The sequence below is a fragment of the Rhodovarius crocodyli genome, assembly GCF_004005855.1.
GTDB classification, from domain to species: Bacteria; Pseudomonadota; Alphaproteobacteria; order Acetobacterales; family Acetobacteraceae; genus Rhodovarius; species Rhodovarius crocodyli.
The window spans coordinates 1-20,411 of record NZ_SACL01000012.1; the positions used below are offsets into that span (position 1 = coordinate 1).

A 20,411-nucleotide genomic window follows, 5' to 3' on the forward strand; every position below is an offset into this window, starting at 1 on the left:
CAAAGGGCTCCGCCCTCTGGACACCCGCCAGGAGCCTGTGGCCCCTGGACCCACTTGAGTTAATTGAAAAAGCCGGAGAGGGACGATGTCCCTCTCCGGCTTTTTCAACTCCCGGTTTCCAAAGGCCTTTCGGCCTTTGGCGGGTCCAGGGCAGAGCCCTGGTGGGGGCCCGGGGGTGAAACCCCCGAAGCGCGCCCTCCCCTGCTTCAGCTCCCGACCGCGCCGCCGCCCTTCTTCACGATGGCGATGACGGAGGAGCGGGCCGGCAAGGCCGGGTCGAAGTCGGGCCAGCGGGTCGAGGGGTTTTCGTAGCTGCTGCCTTCGGCCGGGTGCTGGATCGCCAGGAACAGGGTGGTGTCGTCCGGCGTGAAGCAGGGCCCGCAGACCTCGGCGCCGACGACGGTCTGGTAGAACAGCCGGGTCAGGCCGCGGCCGGCGCCCGAGGTATCGGCGGCGTAGACGGCGTCGGCCACGCCCGCGGCGCTGGGGGCGCCGTCGGTCGCGATCCAGATGCGGCCCTTGCTGTCGAAGGTGCAGTTGTCCGGGCAGGACAGCCAGCCGTTCTCGCTGGTGGCGCGGTGATAGCGCGCGCCCGCGTCGATGCCGGGCTTGCCCGCCATCAGGAACATCTCCCACCGCGCTTCGTTGGCGGCGTGGTCCACGCGGGGCGTGCCGGCGCCGGGGGGGATGATCTCCACGACATGGCCGTGGATGTTGCGCGGGCGCGGGTTGGCGGCGTTCAGCCGGTCCGCCGCGCGGCGCGCGTTGTTGGTCAGCATCACATAGACGCGGCCGTTGACCGGGTTGGCTTCCACGTCCTCGGGGCGGTCCATGGGGGTGGCACCCAGCAGGTCGGCGGCGCGGCGGGTCTCGATCAGCACATCGGCCTGGCTGGCGAAGTTGTTGGCGGCGGTCAGCGGCCCCTCGCCGAACACCAGCGGCATCCACACCAGCTTGCCGTCATCCTCCAGGCGCGCGACCGAGAGCGTGCCTTCATCCAGCAGGTCGCGGTTGGCGGCCGGGTTCTCGCGGTTGAAGGGGCGCGCGGTGACGAAGCGATAGACGTAGTCGTTCATCTCGTCGTCGCCCATGTAGAACACCACGCGGCCGTCGGGCGCCATCGCCTGGGTGCAGCCCTCATGCTTGAAGCGGCCGAGGGCCGTGCGCTTGATGGGCGTGCTGTTGGGGTCGAACGGGTCGATCTCGACCACCCAGCCGAAGCGGTTGGGCTCGTTGGGCTCGCGGTCCAGGTTGAAGCGCAGCTCGAAACGCTCCCAGGCGTTGGGGGAGGCGGGCTGGATGCCGTAGCGGCGATAGGCCGCGGCCTGGGCGCCGGTGCGGGCGGCCTCACCACCGAAATAGGTGTTGAAGTTCTCCTCGCAGGTCAGGACCGTACCCCAGGGGGTGGTGCCGCCGGCGCAGTTGTTCAGCATGCCCAGCACCTGGGTGCCGTTCGGGTCCGCGCTGGTCTTCATGCGCTCATGCCCGGCGGCGGGGCCGGAGATGCGCATGGGCGTGGAGGCGGTGATGCGGCGGTTCATCGCACCGCCGGGCACGGGGGCCCACTTGCCGTCCTTGCGCTGGATTTCCACGACGCTGCCGCCATGGGCCATCATCTCGGTGCGCGCCTGCAGTTCCGTCTTGGCGGCGCGGATGGCGCTGTTGCCGGCCGGAAGGCCCGGGAACATGGAGCCGGTCGAGCAATATTCGTGGTTCACCCACAGCAGCCCGTGATCCGAGCCGTTGCTGCCGCGCGGCAGCGGCATGAAGGCCAGGAAGTCGTTGTTCTGGCCGAACTGGCGCGCCTGGGCGTCGGGCGTCTGGCGCGCGGGGTCGAAGGCGGGGGCGCCGGCCAGCACCGCGTCGCCCCAGCGCATCACCACCTGCACCTCATGGCCCTCGGCCACGGAATCGGTCTGGGCGAGCTGGTGCGTCAGTTCCGGAAAGGCGAGGGTCGAGGGGCCGCCGGTGCGGGGCACCTGGGCCTCGGCGGCGGTGGCCGTCAGCGCCGCGGCGCCGCCCAGAACGGCGCGGCGGCCGAAGCGGGCGGCCGCGATCTCCTCGAAGCGGCGGCCGGGGGCCGGGTTGCTGCCGATGTCCTCGATTTCAACAATATCATCATCATGCATGGGTCATGTTCCGGCAAAGGATCGGCCGGTTCATGCGCCCGAGGCGGCCAGCGTGGTGTGACGATTCGATGAAAGACCTTCCGCCGCCAGCCCGGCCGCGACGCGGCGGATGTCCTCCGCCGCCCCGCAACCGGGGTGGCGGGACAGCAGCGGCTGCTGGTGGCGGATCGCGTCCGCCACCTTGCCGTCGCGCCGCACATGGCCGGCCTGTACCACGCCGCGCCCCAGGAAATTGCGCGCCGCCCCGTCCAGCACCTGCCACACCCGCAGCGCCGCCGCGCCCTGGGCCATATTGGCCAGCACGCGCGCATCGGCGCCCGGTGCGTCGCGCCACAGCAGCTTCAGCACGGCATAGGCGTCGGTCAGGCTCGTCGGTTCCTCGGTGGCGACCAGCAGGGTGGTGTCGGCCATGGCCACCAGGCGCCGCTGGGCGCGCTGCACCCCGGCGCCCAAATCGACCACCACCTGGTCATGGGTCTCGGCCGCCCGGCGCAGCAGGGCCTCCAGCGCCTCCGCCCCCACCCCGGCCAGCGCCCCGCTGCCGGAACGCCCCGGCAGCACCGCGAAGCCACTCGGATGCCGCTGCACGGCCTGTTCCAGCGTGGCCTTTCCCGCCAGCACCTGGCCCAGATCCGCACCGGCCGGCAGGCCCATCTGCACATCCACATTGGCCAGGCCCGTATCGGCATCCACCAGCAGCACGCGGCCGCCCTGCTCCGCCAGCGCCTGCGCCAGCCCGATCGCCAGCGCCGTCTTGCCCACGCCCCCCTTGCCGGAGGCCACGGCAACAATTCGCCCACTCATGCGCTTCTCCCTTGCAGGCGTGTCGCCACCCAGTCCGGGGTGATACGCACCAGATCATTTGCCGGGTCGGGGCCGGTCCCCGCCTCGGTCAGTGTCAGCCCGGCGCGGGCGGCGGCCAGCACGCTGCCGCCGCGCCGCGCCACATCCATGCGGGTGGGCAGCAGATGCCGCGCCCCCATGGCGTGAAAGGCCCGCGCCTCCTCCTCCGCTTCCTCCGGGCACAGCCCGCCGGGCTGCACCAGCACCGGGTGGCCCAGCCCATGGATCAGCCCCAGCAAGGCCCGCACCCGAGCATCGTCGAACGGGTTGCAGCCGGCGGTATCGACCAGCACCGGCTGGCCGGGCACCGCGTTCTCCAGGGCGCGGACCAGCGCGGTGCGGCTGCCGGCGACGGCCAGCGCCAGGCCCAGCGCGCGCATGCAGGCGCCCAGCTGCTCGACCGCCCCCGCGCGCTCGCCATCGGTGGTGACCACCAGCGGCTGGCGCCCGGCCAGAACATGGCGGGTGGCCAGCTTCACGCAGGTCATGGTCTTGCCCGCGCCAGGCGTGCCGATCAGGAACAGCGGCGCGTCCTCGGGCAGCGGCCCCAGCTGGTTGTCCCTCGGGCGGTTGTCGGCGGGCACGGCGGGCACATTGGCCAGCCAGGGCTCGTCGTCATCCTCATCAGGGGGAATGGCGGCGGTGATCTCGACGCCGCCGCGACCGCTGCGGGTGTCCAGCAGCACGGCGTCGTCGCCCAGCTCACGGCGCAGCGCCGCCATGGCCTGCGCCATAGTGGGCGCGCGAAAGACGGAAAGCCTCATGGCCGTGTCGCCCTCCCCGGGGCGTGGGTCCGGTTCGGCGCGGGCGGTGGGGGGCATGGCCGCCCGGCGCGGGTTTCAGAAAAGGGCAGCATCAGATGCTGCCCAGGGAGCGGATGCGGACCCGCGGGTGGATCTCGGCCTGGGACAGCACGGCGGTCGCCGGGCGGAAGCGCTCCAGGATGGCGCGGATATGCGGGCGCAGCGCGGCGGAGGTGACGATCGCCGCCGTCTCGCCCTGCGCATCGGCGTTGTCGAGCGCGTCGCGCAGCCGGTTCAGGAACTCCGACAGCTTCACGGGCTCCATGGCCAGCTGCCGGTCTTCCGGCGGGCCGACCAGCGCCTCGGTGAAGGCCACCTCCCAGTCGGGGGACAGGGTGATGATGGGCACATGGCCCATGGCGCCGCGCGCGGCCTCGCTGATCTGGCGGGCCAGCTTGGCGCGCACCACGGCCACCATGCCGTGCAGGCTGCGCATGTTGGCCGCCATGGCCTCCTGCATGCCTTCCAGGATGGTGGGCAGGTCGCGCACCGAGACGCGCTCGGCCAGCAGCGATTGCAGCACCCGCTGCACGGTCGAGACATTGACCTGCGCCGGGATCAGGTCGGTGACGAGCTTCTGCTGCTCCTTCGGCAGCTCATCCAGCAGCTTCTGGGTCTCGCTGAAGGACAGCAGCTCGGGCATGTGCTCGCGCACGATCTCGGTGATGTGGGTGGCCAGCACGCCGGGGCAGTCCACCACCGTGACGCCGCGCGCCAGCGCCTCCTCGCGGTTGCGCTCCTCGATCCACAGGGCGGGAAGACCGAAGGTGGGCTCGCTGGTGCGGTCGCCCTGCATGTCCGGCAGGCCGCCATTAGGGTCGATGGCCAGCAGCAGCGGCGGGCGCAGCTGGCCGCGCCCGGCCTCGATTTCCTTCACGCGCAGGATGTAGGTATCGGGCGGCAGTTCCAGATTGTCCTGGATGCGGATGCTGGGCAGGACGAAGCCCATCTCCTGCGCGATGGAGCGGCGCAGCCCCCTGATCTGCTCGGTCAGGCGCGGCGCGTCGCCGGCCGCCAGCGACAGCAGGCCATAGCCCAGCTCCAGCCGCAGCAGGTCCATCCGCAGCACCTGGCCGATAGGCTGCTCCGTCTCGGCGGAGGGCGCCGAGTGGCTGACCGTGTCCTCCTTCGGGGCGGTCTGTTCCTTGCGCTTGTACCAGGCGGCCACGCCCGTGCCGCCGGCCAGGATGGCGAAGGGCAGCAGCGGCATGCCGGGCAGCACGCCCATCATCGCGGATGCGCCCGAGGCCACCGCCAGCGGCTTCCAGCCCGAGAGCTGGTTGGCCATCTGGATATCCGCGCGCTCATCGCTGCCGCCCTTGGTGACGACGATGGCGGCCGCGACCGAGACCAGCAGCGCGGGGATCTGGCCCACCAGCCCGTCACCCACGGTCAGGATGGAATAGGTCATGACGGCATCGCCCGCCGACATGCCATGGCGCAGCGTGCCGATGGCGAAGCCGCCCAGCAGGTTGATGAAGGTGGAAACCAGGCCCGCCGTCGCGTCGCCCTTCACGAATTTGGAGGCACCATCCATGGCGCCGTGGAAGGAGCTTTCCTCCTCCAGCTCCTTGCGGCGGCGGCGGGCCTCCTTTTCGTCGATGTTGCCGGCGTTCAGGTCGGCGTCGATCGCCATCTGCTTGCCGGGCAGGCCGTCGAGGTGGAAGCGCGCCGCCACCTCGGCCACGCGGCCGGCACCCTTGGAGACCACCACATGGTTCACCAGCAGCAGGATGGCGAAGACGATCATGCCCACCACGATGTCGCCGCCCATCAGGTAGCGGCCGAAGGTGGCGATGATGGCGCCCGCCGCATCCACGCCCTGCTGGCCGTCGGCCAGGATGGCGCGGGTGGTGGCCACGTTCAGGCCGAGGCGGAACAGGGTGGTGATCAGCAGGATCTGCGGGAAGGAGGCGAATTCCAGCGGCTTCACCAGCAGCAGCGCTACCATCAGCACCAGCACCGAGATGGTGGTGTTCAGCGCCTGCGCCGCATCCAGCAGCGCCGAGGGCAAGGGCACCACCAGGATGCCCAGCACCAGCGCCACGCCCGTGATCAGCGCGGCATCCGACCCAACCCGCAGATTGGCCAGCCATGGCGGCAGGGCGAGGGCTTTCATCCGGGCAGCATCTCCCCAGGCGCCAGCTGGCTCGGCGCCGGCGGCACCGGCACGCCCTGGCCGCGATACTCATGCAGCTTGTTGCGCAGGGTGCGGATGGAGATGCCCAGGATCTCGGCCGCGCGGGTGCGGTTGCCGAGGCAGCGCGACAGCGTCTCCAGGATCAGGTCGCGCTCGACCTCGTTCATCCGCTTGCCGACCAGGGCCGAGATCGGGTTGGCCGGCGGCTTGGGCACCGGGGCCGCGCTGGCCGGCAGCAGGACAGGCGTCGGGATCGGGATGGGCGCGGCCGAGGGCACCGCCGTGATCTCGATGGCCTCGACGCCCAGCTCCCGCCCCTCGGCCAGCAGCACGGCGCGGTGGATGGTGTTCTCCAGCTCACGCACATTGCCCGGCCAGGAATGGCCCAGCAGCATGCCCCGTGCGGCGGGCGAGAGCGGGCGCGCCGGCAACCCGTTCACCTGGGCATAGCGGCGGGCGAAATGCTCTGCCAAAGGCAGGATGTCGGCCAGGCGTTCCCGCAGCGGCGGGATGCGCAGGTTGACCACGTTCAGGCGGAAATACAGGTCCTCCCGGAAGCGGCCGGCCCGCACCTCGGCCGCAAGATCGCGGTGGGTGGCGGCGAGGATGCGCACATCGACCTTCACGGGGGCCGAGCCGCCGAGGCGGTCGATCTCGCGCTCCTGCAGGGCGCGCAGCAGCTTGGCCTGCAGATGCGGCTGCATCTCCCCGATCTCGTCCAGCAGCAGGGTTCCGCCATCCGCCTGCTCGAACTTGCCCTTGCGGCTGGCGACCGCGCCGCTGAAGGCGCCCTTCTCATGGCCGAACAGCTCGCTCTCCAGCAGGCTTTCCGGCAGGGCCGCGACGTTCAGCGCCACGAAGGGCCCCTGGGCGCGGCGAGAGGCCGCGTGGATATGGCGGGCCATCACCTCCTTGCCGGTGCCGCTCTCGCCGGTGATGAGCACGGAGGCCTCGGCGCGCGCGACTTGGGCCGCGCGTTCCAGCAGGGCCTGCATCGCGGGGTCCTGCACCACCGGGGCCTCGGCCTCCCCGGTCACGGCGGCCAGCATGGCGGCGATGAGTTCCGCATCCGGCGGCAGGGGCAGGAAATCCTTCGCGCCGGCCCGGATGGCGCGAAGCGCCGCATCGGCATCCCGCGTGCGGCCGCAGGCGATGACGGGGGTGGCGATCCGCTCCTCCGCCATGGTCTGCACCAGCCAGGCGACGTCATAGGTGATGTCGCAGAAGACCAGGTCCGCGCCCTGCCCGCGCAACACGTCCAGGCCGCGCGTGGCGCCCTCGGCCAGCAGCAGCTTGGCGCCACGCGCCTGGGCCAGCTTGGCGGCCTGGCCCAGCTCGCCGCTCAGGCCGCCGATGATGAGAAGCCGCGCCATCAGCCGCCCGCCCGGTCGGACTTGATGATTTCCGTCATGGTCACGCCCAGGCGGTTGTCCTCGACCATCACCACCTCCCCGCGCGCGACGAGCCGGTTGTTGACGTAGATGTCCACCGCCTCGCCCAGCTTGCGGTCCAGCTCGACCACGGCACCGCGTCCGAGCTTCAGCAGCTGGCTGACCTGCATGGTCGCGCGCCCCAGCACGGCGCTGACCTGGACGGGGATGTCATAGACGGCCTCCAGGTCACGCGGGGCGGAGGCCGCGCGCGGCTGGGCGACCTCGGTCACCGGGGCGGGGATGAATTGCTGGGGGGTGTCGCTCAACCGACCATCTCCTCGTCAGGGCCATTGGCCATGTTGATCTGGCCCTGGGCGGCCAGCTCCTTCGCGGTGGTCACGATGCCCACCTGGGCCTCGTCCACCTCCTTCAGCCGCACGGGGCCGAGGGCCGCGATGTCGTCGCGCAGCAGCTTGGCCGCGCGCTCGGTCATGTTGCCCAGGAACAGGCCGCGCAGATCCTCGCTGGCGCCCTTGAGCGCGAGGGCCAGGCGGTCCTTCTCCACGCTGCGCAGCAGGGTCTGCAGGCTGCCGCCATCCAGCCGGCGCAGGTCGTCGAAGGTGAACATCAGGCTGCGGATGCGCTCGGCGCTCTCGCGGTTGCGCTCCTCCAGCGCGGACATGATCCGGCCCTCGGAGGCGCGGTCGAGGTTGTTGAAGATCTCGGCCATGACCTCGTGGCTGTCGCGGCGGCTGCTGCGGGCCAGGTTGGACATGAACTCGGCCTTCAGCGTGCGCTCCACGCCTTCCAGCGCGTCCTTCTGGACGTTCTCCATGCGCAGCATGCGCATCACCACTTCCATGGCGAAGCCTTCGGGCAGCAGCGCGATGACGCGGGCTGCGTGGTCGGGCCGGATCTTGGACATCACCACGGCGACGGTCTGGGGGTATTCGTTCTTCAGGTAGTTCGCGAGAACCGCCTCGTTCACGTTGCCCAGCTTGTCCCACATGGTGCGGCCGGCGGGGCCGCGGATCTCCTCCATGATCTGCATGACCCTGTCCTTCGGCAGGGTCTTGAGGAGCATGCGCTCCGTCGTCTCGAAGGAGCCGATGAGGTGGCCGGTGGAGCCGAGCGCCGAGGAGAACTCCTTCAGCACCTCCTCCACCAGTTCGGCCGTCAGCGTGCCGAGATTGGACATGGCGAGCGACATGTCGCGCACCTCGTCCTCATGCATGCGGCCGATCAGCAGGGCCGCATCCTCCTCGGCGAGCGCCAGGATCAGGGCGGCCGCCTTCTGCTGGCTGGTCAGTTCTCGGCTCACAGGTCATCTCCCGGGGTCAGCCAGCGGCGCAGCACGGCCAGGGCCTCATCGGGCTGCTGGCGCACGAGCTCGGACAGGCGTGCGATGGAGGAGGCCCGCATGCGGCCCTCGATGTTGGCGACACTCACCATGTCGTCCTCGCTGAGCGGCGTGCCGTCGGGGTGGGTGGCACCCGGCAGGGCGGCCCCCGGCAGGCTGGCCACGGGCTTGCCGTCCGCGCCGATCGCGGCCGGCACCGGCTGGCCGTCCGGCCCGATGGCGGCGGCAACGCCGCCCGGCCCGGCCAGCGCCGCGGCCGGCGCCAGTGAGATGGCGAGCCGCCGCGCCACCGGCCGCCCGATCAGCAGGATGGCCAGCAGCCCCACCACCGAGATCACGGCGGTCTCGATCAGCCGGGCGATGGTGGCCTGCGGCAGGTCGAGGCCCAGCGGGCCGCGCGCGGGTTCCGCGATCTGCGGCTCCGCGAAGCGCATGGAGACGATCTCCACCCGGTCGCCGCGCTGCTCGTTGAAGCCGACCGCGCTGCGGACCAGCGCGGTCAGGCGCTGCAGTTCCTCGGTCGTGCGTTCGCGCACCCGGGCCTGGCCGTCCACCACCTCGGCCACGCCGTCCACCAGCACCGCGACCGACATGCGGCGCAGGTTGGGGTGTTCGCGCAGCGTGTTGCGGGTGGTGCGGCCGATCTCGAAATTGGTGGTTTCCTCCTGGCGGGATTCCTGGGTGCCCGCCCCCGCGCCATTGTCCCCGCCCGGCAGGTTGTTCTGCACCGAGACATTGCCCGGCTCCTGGCTGCGGTTGGTCTCCTGCACGGATTGGGTGGAGCGCGGGACGGAGTTCTCGGGGTCGAAGCGCTCCTCACGCGTCTCCACCCGGTCGAAATCCATGTCCAGGCTCACCTCGGCACGCACGCGGCCCGGGCCCACCGTGCGCTCCAGCATTTCCTCCACCGCGCGGGACAGGCGCATTTCCTGGGCGCGGCGGACGTCCTCCTGGGTGGTGGTGCTGCCGCCCACCGTCTGGCCGCCGCGCGCCAGCAGCTCTCCCCGGCTGTCGACGATGGAGACGTTGCGCGGGGCGAGGCCCGGCACCGCCATGGCCACCAGGTGCAGCACCGCCTGCACGCCCTCGCGGTCCAGCCGCTGGCTGCCCACCATGCCCAGCACGACGGAGGCCTGGGCCTCCCCGCGCTCCCGCGAGAAGGCCTCGCGGCGCGGCAGCACCAGATGCACCCGGGCGTTGCGCACGCCCGCCAGGCCGCGGATGGTGCGCGACAGCTCGCCCTCCAGCGCGCGGACGCGGTTCATGTCCTGCTGGAAGGGGGTGGTGGTCAGGCTCTCGGAACGGTCGAACAGCTCATAGCCGACGGAGCCGCCGGCGGGCAGGCCGTCACGCGCCAGCATCAGCCGCAGGCGCGCCACGTCATCGGCGGGCACCATGATCTGGCTGCCGCCGGCGGCCACGCGATACGGCACGCGCTGGCGGTCCAGCGCCGCGATCACGGCCCCGCCGTCCCGTGCGTCCAGCTCCCCGTAGAGAAGCGCCATGGGCGGGGTCGAGGCCCGCATGGTCAGGAACCCGATGCCGATCAGCAGCGCCGCCGCCACGCCGGCGATGGCCGCCAGGCGCAGTCGCCCCAGCGCCATCAGGTTGTCGATGATCTGCTTCATGGAAGCAGAGGCCCTTCCTGGGCCATGCTCGCGATGGTCAACGCCATGGCGGCAGAATGTGCCGGGTTGGTTTCCAGCCGGTTAAGGCGGCCGACCCACCCGGCAGAATCTTCCGTGCTTCTGTTCGGCCCGCGCGTGCTCTAGGCTTCGGCCCATGGAAACGAACAAGTCAGACGCGGCGCCCGTGAGAGGCGCCGTGCGCTTCATCTCGCCCTCGTTTGCGAAGGGGGAATGAGCATGGAATTCGCCGAAGGAAAGATCCTGGCCGAGATCTCGGCAGGGGTCGGCACCATCACCTTCAACCAGCCCGAAAAGCGCAACGCCATGTCGATCACGATGTGGGACGGCATGGCCCAGGCGCTGGATGCCTTCGAGGCAGACCGCAGCGTGCGCTGCGTGGTGCTGCGCGGCGCGGGCGGCAAGGCCTTCGTCTCGGGCGCCGACATCTCGCAGTTCGACAAGAACCGCTCGGACGCCGAGGCGCAGAAGGAATACGGCCGCCGCACCCTGCATGGCCGCACCCGGCTGACGGAATTCCCCAAGCCCGTGATCGCGCTGATCCAGGGCTTCTGCATGGGAGGGGGCCTGGGCATCGCCATGTCCTGCGACATCCGCATCGCGGGCACGGGCAGCGAGTTCGGCATCCCGGCGGCGCGCCTCGGCATCGCCTATGGCTTCGACATGGTGAAAAGCCTGGTCAGCCTGGTGGGCCCCGCCCACGCGCACATGATCCTGATGACCGGCGGGCGCTTCAGCGCCGAGGAAGCCGAGCGCGTGGGCCTCATCAACAAGCTGGTGCCGGCCGAGGATCTGGAGGCCGAGGTCGCGAAGCTGACCGCGCAGCTGGCCATCAACGCGCCGCTGTCGCTGGTCGCCAACAAGCGCACGGTGCGCGCCGTGCAGGCGGATGCCGCCGACCGCGACATGGCCGCGATCGAGGCCGCGATGGCCGCCTGCTTCGACAGCCAGGATTACGCCGAGGGCCGCAAGGCGTTCATGGGCAAGCGCAAGCCCGAGTTCCGGGGGGAATGATCATGCTGACACGCCGCACGCTGTTCGCAGCGCCCACCCTGCTGGCCACGCCGGCGCTGGCTCAGGCCTGGCCGTCCAGGCCCGTGACCATGCTGGTGCCCTTCGTCGCCGGCGGCCCGTCGGACCTGACGGCGCGCGCCATCACCATCAAGCTGACGGAGCGCATCGGCCAGCCGGTGGTGGCCGAGAACCGCCCCGGGGCCAATGGCGCGGTCGCCGCCCAGTTCCTGGCGCGCCAGGCGCCGGACGGCCACACGCTGATGGTCGGCAGCATCGGCACCTATGCCATCAACGCCGCCATCCGCCCCACCGGCCTGGGCTATGACCCGGTGCGGGACCTGACGCCCATCTCGCTGGCCGTGACCACGCCGAACGTGCTGGTGGTGAACCCGCAGCGCGTGCCCGCCAACACGCTGGGCGAGTTCATCGACTGGCTGAAGCGCAACGGCTCCACCGCCAGCTACTCGACCTCGGGCGTCGGCAGTTCGGACCAGCTGACGACGGAGCTGTTCAAGCAGCGCACCGGTACGGATGCGACCCATGTGCCCTATCAGGGTGGTGCGGCGGCAGCGACCGCGCTGCTGGCGGGCGACGTGCAGCTGTCCTTCCAGAACCTCGGCACGGTCGCCGCCCATATCCAGGGCGGGCGGCTGAAGGCACTGGCCGTGACGGGGCGCGAGCGCCACCGGGTGCTGCCCGATGTGCCGACCTGCGTGGAAAGCGGCATGACCGATTTCGTCGTCACCTCCTGGCAGGCGGTCATGGCGCCGGGCAACATGCTCGCTGCCCTGCGCGACAAGGTGAGCGAGGAGGTGCGCGCCAGCCTGGATGCCGCCGATACCCGCCAGCGGCTGGGCGCCATCGGCCTGGATGTGGCCGCCACCGGCGCCGAGGAATACAGCACCTTCCAGCGCGCGGAGGTGGATCGCTGGAAGGAAGTGGTGCGCGCGGCAGGTATTCGTGCAGAATAAGTGACGTTCTTTTTTGTAAAAAAGAACCAAAAAACTTTTAGCAATTTTATGAATAGCCAGTGAGAAGGGTGACCTTCTCACTGGCATCACCTCGAACTCGAAAAGTCTTTTTGCTTCTTTTTCTTCAGAAAAAGAAGAACCTTTCACGCCACCCCCTCGGCTGGCCGCCAGCGCCGCATTGTGCCAGGAAGGTGAAGCAAACTGATGCCGATTCCACCGACTACCGGAGCCGCTTCGATACCATGCCGACTTTCAACGCTGACGATTGTGGTGGCGACCGATGAGCCAGGCCGTGCAGATCAGGAAAGTACGCGCCAAGGCCCCGCTGCGCCTGGGCCTGGCGGGCGGCGGCACGGACCTCTCGCCCTTCTGCGACGAGTTCGGCGGCAACGTCCTGAACATCACCATCAGCGTCTTCGCCCATTGCTCGATCGAGCAGCGGCTGGACGGCAACGTGCATTTCAACGCGCTGGACATCGAGGAGGAGGAGGAGCTGCCGCTGGCAGCCGAATACCCCCTCTCCGGCCTCGTGCTGCATCGCGGCGTCTATAACCGCATCGTCCGGCAGTTCCATTCGGGACAGCCCCTGCCCGTCACCGTCTCCACCTCCGTCGAGGCGCCGCCGGGATCGGGGCTCGGCTCCTCCTCCGCCCTCGTGGTCGCGATGGTGAAGGCCTATGCCGAGTATCTGGAACTGCCGCTGGGCGACTACGACGTGGCGCGGCTGGCCTTCGAGATCGAGCGCGTGGACCTGGGCATGGCGGGCGGCCGGCAGGACCAGTATGCGGCGGCCTTCGGCGGCTGCAACTTCATCGAGTTCCTGCCCGGCGACCGCGTCATCGTGAACCCGCTGCGGGTGCATGAGGCCCATTGGCTGGAGCTGGAGGCCTCACTGCTGGTCTGCCACACCGGCCGGTCGCGCGTGTCGTCCGAGATCATCGAGAACCAGACCAGCGCGATGCGCCGCCAGGACGGCAGCTCCGTCCAGGCCATGGAGCAGATCAAGGCGGACGCCGTGCAGATGAAGCTGCGCCTGCTGCGCGGCGACGTGCGCGGTGTGGCGGAGGTGCTGAACCGCAGCTGGGATGCGAAGAAGCGCACGGCGCGCAGCGTCTCCAACGACCGCATCGACGGCATCTACCAGATGGCGATCGACAGCGGTGCCTGGGCCGGGAAAATCTCGGGCGCGGGCGGCGGCGGCTTCATGATGCTGATGGTGCCCCCCGAACGGAAGCCGCAATTGGCGCGCGCCCTGGAAGGCGCCGATTTGACGGTGCTGCATTTCCAGTTCACCCATCGCGGCGCGGAATCCTGGACGGTGCAACCATGAGCGTGGCCCCCCACTCGATGGTACGGCAATGCGTGATCCTGGTCGGCGGCATGGGCACCCGGCTGGGTGACCTGACCAAGGCCGTGCCCAAGCCCATGCTGCCCGTGAACGGCCGCCCCTTCGTGGACATGCTGATCGATGAGGCGGCGCGCCACGGCTTCGATCGCATCGTGCTCCTGGCCGGCTATCTGGGCGGCCAGGTGATGGAGCATTGCGCGGGCACCCGCCGCATCGCCGGCCGCGACATCGAGGTGAGCGTGATCGTGGAGCCGGAAGCGGCCGGCACGGGCGGCGCGCTGACCTTCCTGCGCGATGTCGCCGAGGACAATTTCCTGCTGATGAACGGCGACAGCTGGTTCGACCTGGACCTGCGCGAATTCGCCACCGTGGAACCCGGCACCACCCCCTTCCTGCTGCGCATGGCGCTGCGCCCCGTGGCCGATGCCAGCCGCTTCGGCACCGTCACGCTGGAGGGCGACCGCGTGCGCGCCTTCCTGCCGCGCGGCACGGCCGAGGGCGGGCTGATGAACGCCGGCATCTATCTGGTGCGCCGCGCCCTGCTCGATCAGATCTACCGCAAGCCCTGCTCGCTGGAGGGCGACATCTTCCCGATGCTGGCGGGCCATGGCCTGATCCAAGGCAAGGTGCGCGATGCCTTCCTGATCGATATCGGCGTGCCGGCCGACTATGCCGCAGCCCCCGAGCTGCTGGCGAAGCACCGCACCCGCCCCGCAGTCTTCTTCGACCGCGACGGCGTGCTGAACCACGACGCGGGCTATACCCACAAGCCCGAGGAACTGGTCTGGCTGCCGGGCGCGAAGGAGGCGATCGGCCAGGTGAACCGCATGGGCTGGTATGCCTTCGTGGTGACCAACCAGGGCGGCATCGGCCGTGGCCTTTACGGCATCAGGGATGCCGAGGCCTTCCACGCCAGGATGAACGAGGATCTGGCGGAGACCGGCGCGCATATCGACGAATTCCGCCTCAGCCCCTTCCACCCGCAGGGCAGCGTGCCGGAGTTCACCGGCGATTCGCCCTGCCGCAAGCCCAACCCCGGCATGCTGACGGACCTGGCGGCGCTGTGGCCGATCGACATGGCCCGCAGCCTGATGTTCGGCGACAAGCAGAGCGACATGCAGGCCGCGGCCGCCGCCGGCGTGCGGGGCATCCTGCACGAGGGCGGCGACCTGCAGGCGCGGCTGAACGCGGCGCTGCGGGGGTAGCCCGGCCCCGGCAACGGGCCTAGCCTCCGGCCTTTACGGATTGGGGGCAGTTGCCATGACGCTGGCGATGAGTTGGGACGAATGGGCCGCGACGGATGCGGTCGGGCTGGCCGGGCTGATCCGCCAGGGCAAGCTCTCCGCCGCCGAGGCCGCCGCCCAGGCCGCCGCCGGCATCGCCCGGATGAACCCCACCCTGAACGGCGTCGTCGAGGTCTTCGACGATGTGGTGGCCGATCCGCTGAAGGACGGCATGAACCCCGCCGGGCCGCTCGGCGGCGTGCCCTATCTGATGAAGGATCTGGGGCCCACCCTGAAGGGGCGGCTGCAGGAGATGGGCAGCAAGCTGATGGTGGGCAACCGAGCCGCCGCCGACAGCTTCCTGGCCGGCAAGATCCGCAACGCCGGCCTGAACGTGATCGGGCGCAGCACCACGCCTGAATTCGGCTGCTGCTCCTCGGCCGAGAACCCGGCCATGTATGTCACGCGCAACCCCTGGAACCTGGAATACACGACCAACGGGTCGTCGGCCGGCACGGCGGCGATGGTCGGCGCGGGCGTGCTGCCGATCTCCCACGCGACGGACGGCGGCGGGTCCATCCGCATCCCGGCGGGGGCCACCGGCAGCATCGGCCTGAAGCCCTCACGCGGGGTGTTCTCCATCGCGCCCTATGCGTCGGACCTGACGGGCCTCGTCTCCATCCAGGGTTGCCACACGCGCACGGTGCGCGACACGGCGGCCTTCGTGGATGCCTGCCGCGGCGGCGCGCCCGGCGAGTTCATGCCCTATTGGCAGCCGGCCGAACCCTATACCCGGCTGATCCAGCGCGACCCCGGCCGCCTGCGCATCGCGCTGTCGCATGAATGGGGCGAGTACCGCGCCATCCCGCATTTCGTGGCCGAGCTGGAACGCGCGGGCCGCCTGCTGGAGAGCCTGGGCCATCATGTGGAATGGGCGCTGCCGAAGGTGGATTTCCGCGCGGCCTTCGCGGCGCAGACCACCTGCTACATCAGCAACTTCGCGCAGACGGTGAACAACCTGGTCACCTCGCTGGGCCTGGACAGCCCGCCGGCGGATCTGGTGGAGCCCATCAATATCCGCATCTGGCAGGAGGGGATGAAGACCAGCTTCACGGAGCGCGCGAAGATGCAGGCGGTGTTCAACAGCACCTCCCGCGCCTTCGGTGAGTTCTTTGAGGAATGGGACATCATCCTGACGCCCATCACCGCCCTGCCGACGCCGCGCCTGGGCACCACCGAGTACCTGACGATCAGCGACAACCCGGACATTTACGACTGGTTCGCCAATCTGTGGCGCCAGTTCTCCTACACGCCGCTGGAGAACCTGGCCGGCATCCCGGCCGTGTCACTGCCCATGGGCATGCAGGAAAGCGGCGTGCCGCTGGGCATCCAGGCGATCGCGGGCCAGGCGCAGGACGGGCTGCTGCTGCAGCTGGCGGCGCAGATCGAGCGTGCGCTGGATGGCCGCTGGAATGACGGCCGAAAGGCCGGGGTGCATGTGACGGCGGGTTGAGGCACCAGGGGCTTCGCCCCCGCCCCCACCGGAGGGCGCTGCCCTCCGCCCCCCCGCCCAGGGTCGTAGCCGCCCCTGGGAACCCATGAGCGAACTGAAAAGGCCGGGAGGGACATCGTCCCCTCCCGGCCTTTTCAGCTATCCGTCCCCAAAGGCCTTTCAGCCTTTGGCGGGGTCCGGGGCAAAGCCCCGGCTCGTTCAGCCGGCCGCGGCAACCGCGCGCTTGGCCATCACCGTCACCAGATGGGCGCGGTATTCGGCACTGCCGTGGATGTCGCTGTTCATGTCGTCGGCGGGCTGCTTGATGCCGGCCACGGCCTCGGGCGACCAGTTGGCTGCGAGGGCCGCTTCCATCTCCGCCTGGCGGAACACACAGGCGGCCGCGCCGTTGATGGCCACGCGCACGCCGGCCGGCCCCTTGGAGACGAAGGCACCCGCCATGACGTAGCGGCTGGCGGGGTTCTTCATCTTGGCGTAGCCGGCCTTCTCCGGGATCGGGAACTCGATCGCGACCAGCAGCTCGTCAGGCTCCATGGCCGTGGTGAACATGCCCAGGAAGAACTCGTCGGCCGGGATCTTGCGGCTGGAGGTGTGGATGGTGGCGCCCAGCCCCAGCACGGCCGAGGGATAATCCGCCGCCGGGTCGTTGTTGGAGACGCTGCCGCCGATCGTGCCGCGGTTGCGCACCTGGTTGTCCCCGATATGGGAGGCCAGGTAGGCCAGCGCCGGGATGGTGGACTTCACCAGCGCGCTCGTCGCGACCTCGACATGGCGGGTGAAGGCGCCGATCACGATGGCGTTGCCGACCTGCTTGATGCCCTTCATCTCCGCGATGCCGGAGAGATCGACGAGGGAGGTCGGCTTGTTGAGGCGATGCTTCAGCGCCGGGATCAGCGTGTGCCCGCCCGAGACGGCCTTGGCGTCGGGGTCGGCGGCCAGCAGCGCCACGGCATCGGCCACGGTGGTCGGCTTGTGATAATCGAAATCATACATGCTGGGTCACTCCGTGATGCTGATCGTGGCCTGGCTCATTCTGCGGCCGCACGCTGCGCGCTGCCATGGATGATGGACCATATTTTGGCGGGTGTCGCGGGCATGTCCACATGCCGGACATCATATTCCTTCAGCGCGTCCACCACCGCGTTGATCACGGCGGGCGGGCTGCCGATCGCGCCTACCTCACCACAGCCCTTCACCCCCAGCGGGTTGTGGGTGCACAGCGTGGTGTGGGTGGCCACCGAGACCGGCGCCAGGTCATCGGCGCGCGGCATGGTGTAGTCCATCAGCGAGCCCGACAGCAGCTGGCCGTCGCTGCCGTAGACGCAGGCCTCCAGCAGCGCCTGGCCGATGCCCTGGGCGACGCCGCCCTGCACCTGGCCCTCGACGATCATCGGGTTGATGACGCGGCCCACATCGTCCACGGCGGTGAAGTTCACCATCCGCACATGGCCGGTCTCGGGCTCGATCTCCACCTCAGCGATGTGGCAGCCGCCGGGATAGGTGAAGTTCTTGGGGTCGTAGAAGGCGGTCTCCTCCAGCCCCGGCTCGATCTCGTCGATCGGGTAGTTGTGGGGCACATAGGCCGTCAGCGCGATCTCGGCGAAGGCCTTGGTCTTGTCGGTGCCGGCCACGCGGAACTCGCCGTTCGCGAACTCCACATCCTCGACCGAGGCCTCCATCAGATGGGCCGCGATCCGCTTGGCCTTGGCGATGATCTTGTCCATCGCCTTGACCATGGCGCTGCCGCCCACGGCCAGGCTGCGGCTGCCGTAGGTGCCCATGCCGAAGGGGATCTTGGCGGTGTCGCCATGGACGATGTCCACCTTGTCGAAGGGCACGCCGAGCTGGTCGCAGACGAGCTGCGCCAGCGTCGTCTCATGCCCCTGGCCATGGCTGTGCGTGCCCGTCAGCACCGTGACGGAGCCCGTGGGGTGGACGCGGATGGTACCCACCTCATACAGCCCCGCGCGCGCGCCCAGCGCGCCCACCACGGCCGAGGGCGCGATGCCGCATGCCTCCAGATAGGTGGAGATGCCGATGCCGCGCAGCTTGCCCTGTGCGCGGGCTGCGGCGCGACGCGCCTCGAACCCCGCCCAGTCGGCGGCCTTCAGCCCCATCTCCAGCGTCGAGAAGTAATCGCCGCTGTCGTATTCCAGCGCGACCGGCGTCTGGTACGGGAACTGGTCGGGCTTGATGAAGTTCCGGCGGCGGATCTCCAGCTTGTCGATGCCGGTGTCGCGCGCGGCCACATCCACCAGCCGTTCGAGCAGGAAGGTCGCCTCCGGCCGCCCTGCCCCGCGATAGGCATCGACCGGCACGGTGGTGGTGAAGACGGCCTTCACCTCCGCGTAGATGGCGGGGGTGGTGTACACGCCCGCCAGCAGCGTGGCGTAGAGATAGGTCGGCACCGAGGTCGCGAAGGTGGACAGGTAGGCGCCCATGTTCGCGCGCGTCGCGACATGCAGGCCCAGGAAGGTGCCGTGCTCATCCAGCGCCAGCTTCGCGACCGAGACATGGTCGCGCCCATGGGCGTCGGTCATGAAGCTCTCGGTGCGGTCGGCGGTCCATTTGATGGGGCGCGCGATTCGCGCGGCGGCCCAGGTGACGGCCGCTTCCTCGATGTAATGGAAGATCTTGGAGCCGAAGCCGCCGCCCACATCGGGGGCCACCACCCGCAGCTTGTGCTCGGGGATGTTCAGCACGAAGGCGCCCATCAGCAGCCGGATCACATGCGGGTTCTGGCTGGTGGTGTAGAGGGTGTGGTCGCCCGTGGTCGGGTCGTAGTCGCCGATCGCGGAGCGCGGCTCCATCGCGTTCGGGATCAGCCGGTTGTTGGTCAGTTCCAGCGTGACGATGTGCTTCGCGCCGCTGAAGGCCGCGCGCATCGCGGCCTCGTCGCCGATGTGCCAGTCATAGCAGAGGTTGCCCGGCACATCGTCATGCACGAGCGCGGCACCGGGCGTCAGCGCATTGTCCATGCCGACGGCGGGCAGCACGTCGTATTCGACCGTCACGGCCTCTGCCGCGTCGCGCGCCTGCTGGCGGGTCTCGGCGATGACCATGGCCACCGCATCGCCCACGAACCGCGCCTTGCCCTGGGCGAGCACCGGGTGCGGCGGCTCGCGCATCGGCGTGCCGTCCTTGTTGTGGATCAGCCAGCCGCAGGGCACGCCGCCGATGCCCGTCATGTCGGCGCCGGTGAAGATGGCGACGACACCCGGCATGCCGGCCGCAGCGGCGGTATCGAGCGAGGCGATGCGCGCATGCGCATGCGGGCTGCGGACGAACCAGCAATGGGTCTGGCCGGGGCGGGAAATATCGTCGGTGTAATGGCCGCGGCCGGAGAGGAAGCGCAGGTCTTCCTTGCGCTTCACGGACGCACCAATGCCTGCGAAAGGAGTCGCGTTCTCGACGCCGGTATCCATGACGTTCACTCCCTGATGGCAGGCGGGGTTGCTCCCCGCTCCGCTTGACGTCTCATGGCTAGGCTAGCGGTCCGGGGCCATGGGCCCCGGGGTAGTCGTTACTCGGCGGCGGCCGCCACCGAGGCGCGGCGGCCGTGCATGACCTCCTGCGCGGCGTCGATCGCCTTGACGATGTTGTGGTAGCCCGTGCAGCGGCACAGGTTGCCTTCGAGGCCCTCGCGGATCTCCTGCTCGGACAGGCCCTCAGGGTGCTTCTGCACCAGGTCCACGGCCGACATCACCATGCCCGGCGTGCAGAAGCCGCACTGCAGGGCGTGGTATTCGCGGAACGCTTCCTGCATCGGGTGCAGGGTGCCGTCGGCGGCGGCCAGCCCCTCGATGGTGGTGACGGAACAACCGTCGACCGCCACAGCGAGGGTGGTGCAGCTTTTCAGCGAATTGCCGTCCACATGCACCACGCAGGCGCCACACTGACTCGTGTCGCAGCCGACGTGGGTGCCGGTCAGACGCAGCTTCTCACGCAGCAGCTCGACGAGCAGGGTACGGCCCTCGACCTCGACGCTGTGCTGCTTTCCGTTAACGGTGAGAGTGACTTGCGGCATCGGGTGCCTCCCGTCCTTCGA

16 protein-coding genes are annotated in these 20,411 nt (G+C 69.8%); 5 read left to right on the forward strand and 11 right to left on the reverse strand.

The features are described 5' to 3' along the window. Positions 1–206 precede the first annotated feature (206 nt). The 8 genes from EOD42_RS22925 to fliF form a co-directional block, all read right to left on the reverse strand. Positions 207–2,129, reverse strand: a complete 1,923-nt coding sequence (locus EOD42_RS22925) for a PhoX family protein (RefSeq protein WP_127789928.1) — start codon at positions 2,127–2,129, stop codon at positions 207–209. Positions 2,130–2,159: 30 nt separating this feature from the next. After that, positions 2,160–2,933 carry a nucleotide-binding protein gene (locus EOD42_RS22930; RefSeq protein WP_127789929.1) on the reverse strand — a complete coding sequence of 258 codons (774 nt, stop codon included), beginning with the start codon at positions 2,931–2,933 and terminating at the stop codon, positions 2,160–2,162. Continuing rightward, the gene (locus EOD42_RS22935; RefSeq protein ID WP_164868084.1) at positions 2,930–3,736 is read right to left on the reverse strand and encodes a flagellar biosynthesis protein FlhF; all 807 of its coding nucleotides are present in this window, start codon (positions 3,734–3,736) and stop codon (positions 2,930–2,932) included. Before EOD42_RS22935 ends, EOD42_RS22930 begins: the two co-directional genes overlap by 4 nt. Before the next feature lie 91 nt (positions 3,737–3,827). Further along, the gene (gene flhA, locus EOD42_RS22940) at positions 3,828–5,894 is read right to left on the reverse strand and encodes a flagellar biosynthesis protein FlhA (RefSeq protein WP_127789931.1); all 2,067 of its coding nucleotides are present in this window, start codon (positions 5,892–5,894) and stop codon (positions 3,828–3,830) included. Then, a complete protein-coding gene (locus EOD42_RS22945; protein WP_127789932.1) occupies positions 5,891–7,288 on the reverse strand; it encodes a sigma-54-dependent transcriptional regulator in 1,398 nt (465 codons plus the stop codon). Before EOD42_RS22945 ends, flhA begins: the two co-directional genes overlap by 4 nt. Continuing rightward, complete coding sequence (fliN, locus tag EOD42_RS22950) at positions 7,288–7,590, reverse strand: flagellar motor switch protein FliN (protein ID WP_408902182.1); 303 nt, start codon at positions 7,588–7,590, stop codon at positions 7,288–7,290. The genes EOD42_RS22945 and fliN overlap by 1 nt, the downstream gene beginning before the upstream one ends. Before the next feature lie 20 nt (positions 7,591–7,610). Further along, a complete protein-coding gene (gene fliG / locus EOD42_RS22955) occupies positions 7,611–8,609 on the reverse strand; it encodes a flagellar motor switch protein FliG (protein ID WP_240655261.1) in 999 nt (332 codons plus the stop codon). Beyond that, positions 8,606–10,276 (reverse strand): flagellar basal-body MS-ring/collar protein FliF, encoded by a 1,671-nt coding sequence (gene fliF / locus EOD42_RS22960; protein WP_127789933.1) that lies wholly within the window; start codon positions 10,274–10,276, stop codon positions 8,606–8,608. Before fliF ends, fliG begins: the two co-directional genes overlap by 4 nt. A 237-nt stretch (positions 10,277–10,513) precedes the next feature. On the opposite strand from fliF, the gene EOD42_RS22965 reads away from it, so the two are divergent. The 5 genes from EOD42_RS22965 (at position 10,514) to EOD42_RS22985 (ending at position 16,363) form a co-directional block, all read left to right on the forward strand. After that, complete coding sequence (locus EOD42_RS22965) at positions 10,514–11,308, forward strand: enoyl-CoA hydratase (RefSeq protein ID WP_240655262.1); 795 nt, start codon at positions 10,514–10,516, stop codon at positions 11,306–11,308. Positions 11,309–11,310: 2 nt separating this feature from the next. After that, on the forward strand, positions 11,311–12,279 hold the full coding sequence (locus EOD42_RS22970) for a Bug family tripartite tricarboxylate transporter substrate binding protein (protein WP_240655263.1): 969 nt from the start codon (positions 11,311–11,313) through the stop codon (positions 12,277–12,279). 280 nt (positions 12,280–12,559) lie between these two features. After that, a complete protein-coding gene (locus tag EOD42_RS22975) occupies positions 12,560–13,609 on the forward strand; it encodes a GHMP family kinase ATP-binding protein (RefSeq protein WP_127789936.1) in 1,050 nt (349 codons plus the stop codon). Further along, a complete protein-coding gene (locus EOD42_RS22980; RefSeq protein WP_206020445.1) occupies positions 13,606–14,832 on the forward strand; it encodes an HAD-IIIA family hydrolase in 1,227 nt (408 codons plus the stop codon). Before EOD42_RS22975 ends, EOD42_RS22980 begins: the two co-directional genes overlap by 4 nt. A 55-nt stretch (positions 14,833–14,887) precedes the next feature. Further along, positions 14,888–16,363 (forward strand): amidase, encoded by a 1,476-nt coding sequence (locus EOD42_RS22985; protein ID WP_127789937.1) that lies wholly within the window; start codon positions 14,888–14,890, stop codon positions 16,361–16,363. Positions 16,364–16,561: 198 nt separating this feature from the next. Here EOD42_RS22985 and EOD42_RS22990 read toward each other — a convergent pair whose 3' ends face one another. From EOD42_RS22990 to EOD42_RS23000, 3 genes are all read right to left on the reverse strand, one after another. Further along, positions 16,562–17,356, reverse strand: coding sequence for an FAD binding domain-containing protein (locus tag EOD42_RS22990; protein ID WP_127789938.1), 795 nt, complete (start codon positions 17,354–17,356; stop codon positions 16,562–16,564). Positions 17,357–17,391: 35 nt separating this feature from the next. Then, a complete protein-coding gene (locus EOD42_RS22995; protein WP_456308127.1) occupies positions 17,392–19,737 on the reverse strand; it encodes a xanthine dehydrogenase family protein molybdopterin-binding subunit in 2,346 nt (781 codons plus the stop codon). 149 nt (positions 19,738–19,886) lie between these two features. Next, positions 19,887–20,390 carry a (2Fe-2S)-binding protein gene (locus EOD42_RS23000; protein WP_127789940.1) on the reverse strand — a complete coding sequence of 168 codons (504 nt, stop codon included), beginning with the start codon at positions 20,388–20,390 and terminating at the stop codon, positions 19,887–19,889. Positions 20,391–20,411 lie beyond the last annotated feature (21 nt).

Excerpts from the sequence above, each read along its gene's own strand:
- EOD42_RS22925 (WP_127789928.1), bottom strand. The coding sequence starts at position 2,129 with ATGCATGATGATGATATTGTTGAAATCGAGGACATCGGCAGCAACCCG.
- EOD42_RS22930 (WP_127789929.1), bottom strand. The coding sequence starts at position 2,933 with ATGAGTGGGCGAATTGTTGCCGTGGCCTCCGGCAAGGGGGGCGTGGGC.
- EOD42_RS22935 (WP_164868084.1), bottom strand. The coding sequence starts at position 3,736 with ATGAGGCTTTCCGTCTTTCGCGCGCCCACTATGGCGCAGGCCATGGCG.
- flhA (WP_127789931.1), bottom strand. The coding sequence starts at position 5,894 with ATGAAAGCCCTCGCCCTGCCGCCATGGCTGGCCAATCTGCGGGTTGGG.
- EOD42_RS22945 (WP_127789932.1), bottom strand. The coding sequence starts at position 7,288 with ATGGCGCGGCTTCTCATCATCGGCGGCCTGAGCGGCGAGCTGGGCCAG.
- fliF (WP_127789933.1), bottom strand. The coding sequence starts at position 10,276 with ATGAAGCAGATCATCGACAACCTGATGGCGCTGGGGCGACTGCGCCTG.
- EOD42_RS22965 (WP_240655262.1), top strand. The coding sequence starts at position 10,514 with ATGGAATTCGCCGAAGGAAAGATCCTGGCCGAGATCTCGGCAGGGGTC.
- EOD42_RS22970 (WP_240655263.1), top strand. The coding sequence starts at position 11,311 with ATGCTGACACGCCGCACGCTGTTCGCAGCGCCCACCCTGCTGGCCACG.
- EOD42_RS22975 (WP_127789936.1), top strand. The coding sequence starts at position 12,560 with ATGAGCCAGGCCGTGCAGATCAGGAAAGTACGCGCCAAGGCCCCGCTG.
- EOD42_RS22980 (WP_206020445.1), top strand. The coding sequence starts at position 13,606 with ATGAGCGTGGCCCCCCACTCGATGGTACGGCAATGCGTGATCCTGGTC.
- EOD42_RS22985 (WP_127789937.1), top strand. The coding sequence starts at position 14,888 with ATGACGCTGGCGATGAGTTGGGACGAATGGGCCGCGACGGATGCGGTC.
- EOD42_RS22990 (WP_127789938.1), bottom strand. The coding sequence starts at position 17,356 with ATGTATGATTTCGATTATCACAAGCCGACCACCGTGGCCGATGCCGTG.
- EOD42_RS23000 (WP_127789940.1), bottom strand. The coding sequence starts at position 20,390 with ATGCCGCAAGTCACTCTCACCGTTAACGGAAAGCAGCACAGCGTCGAG.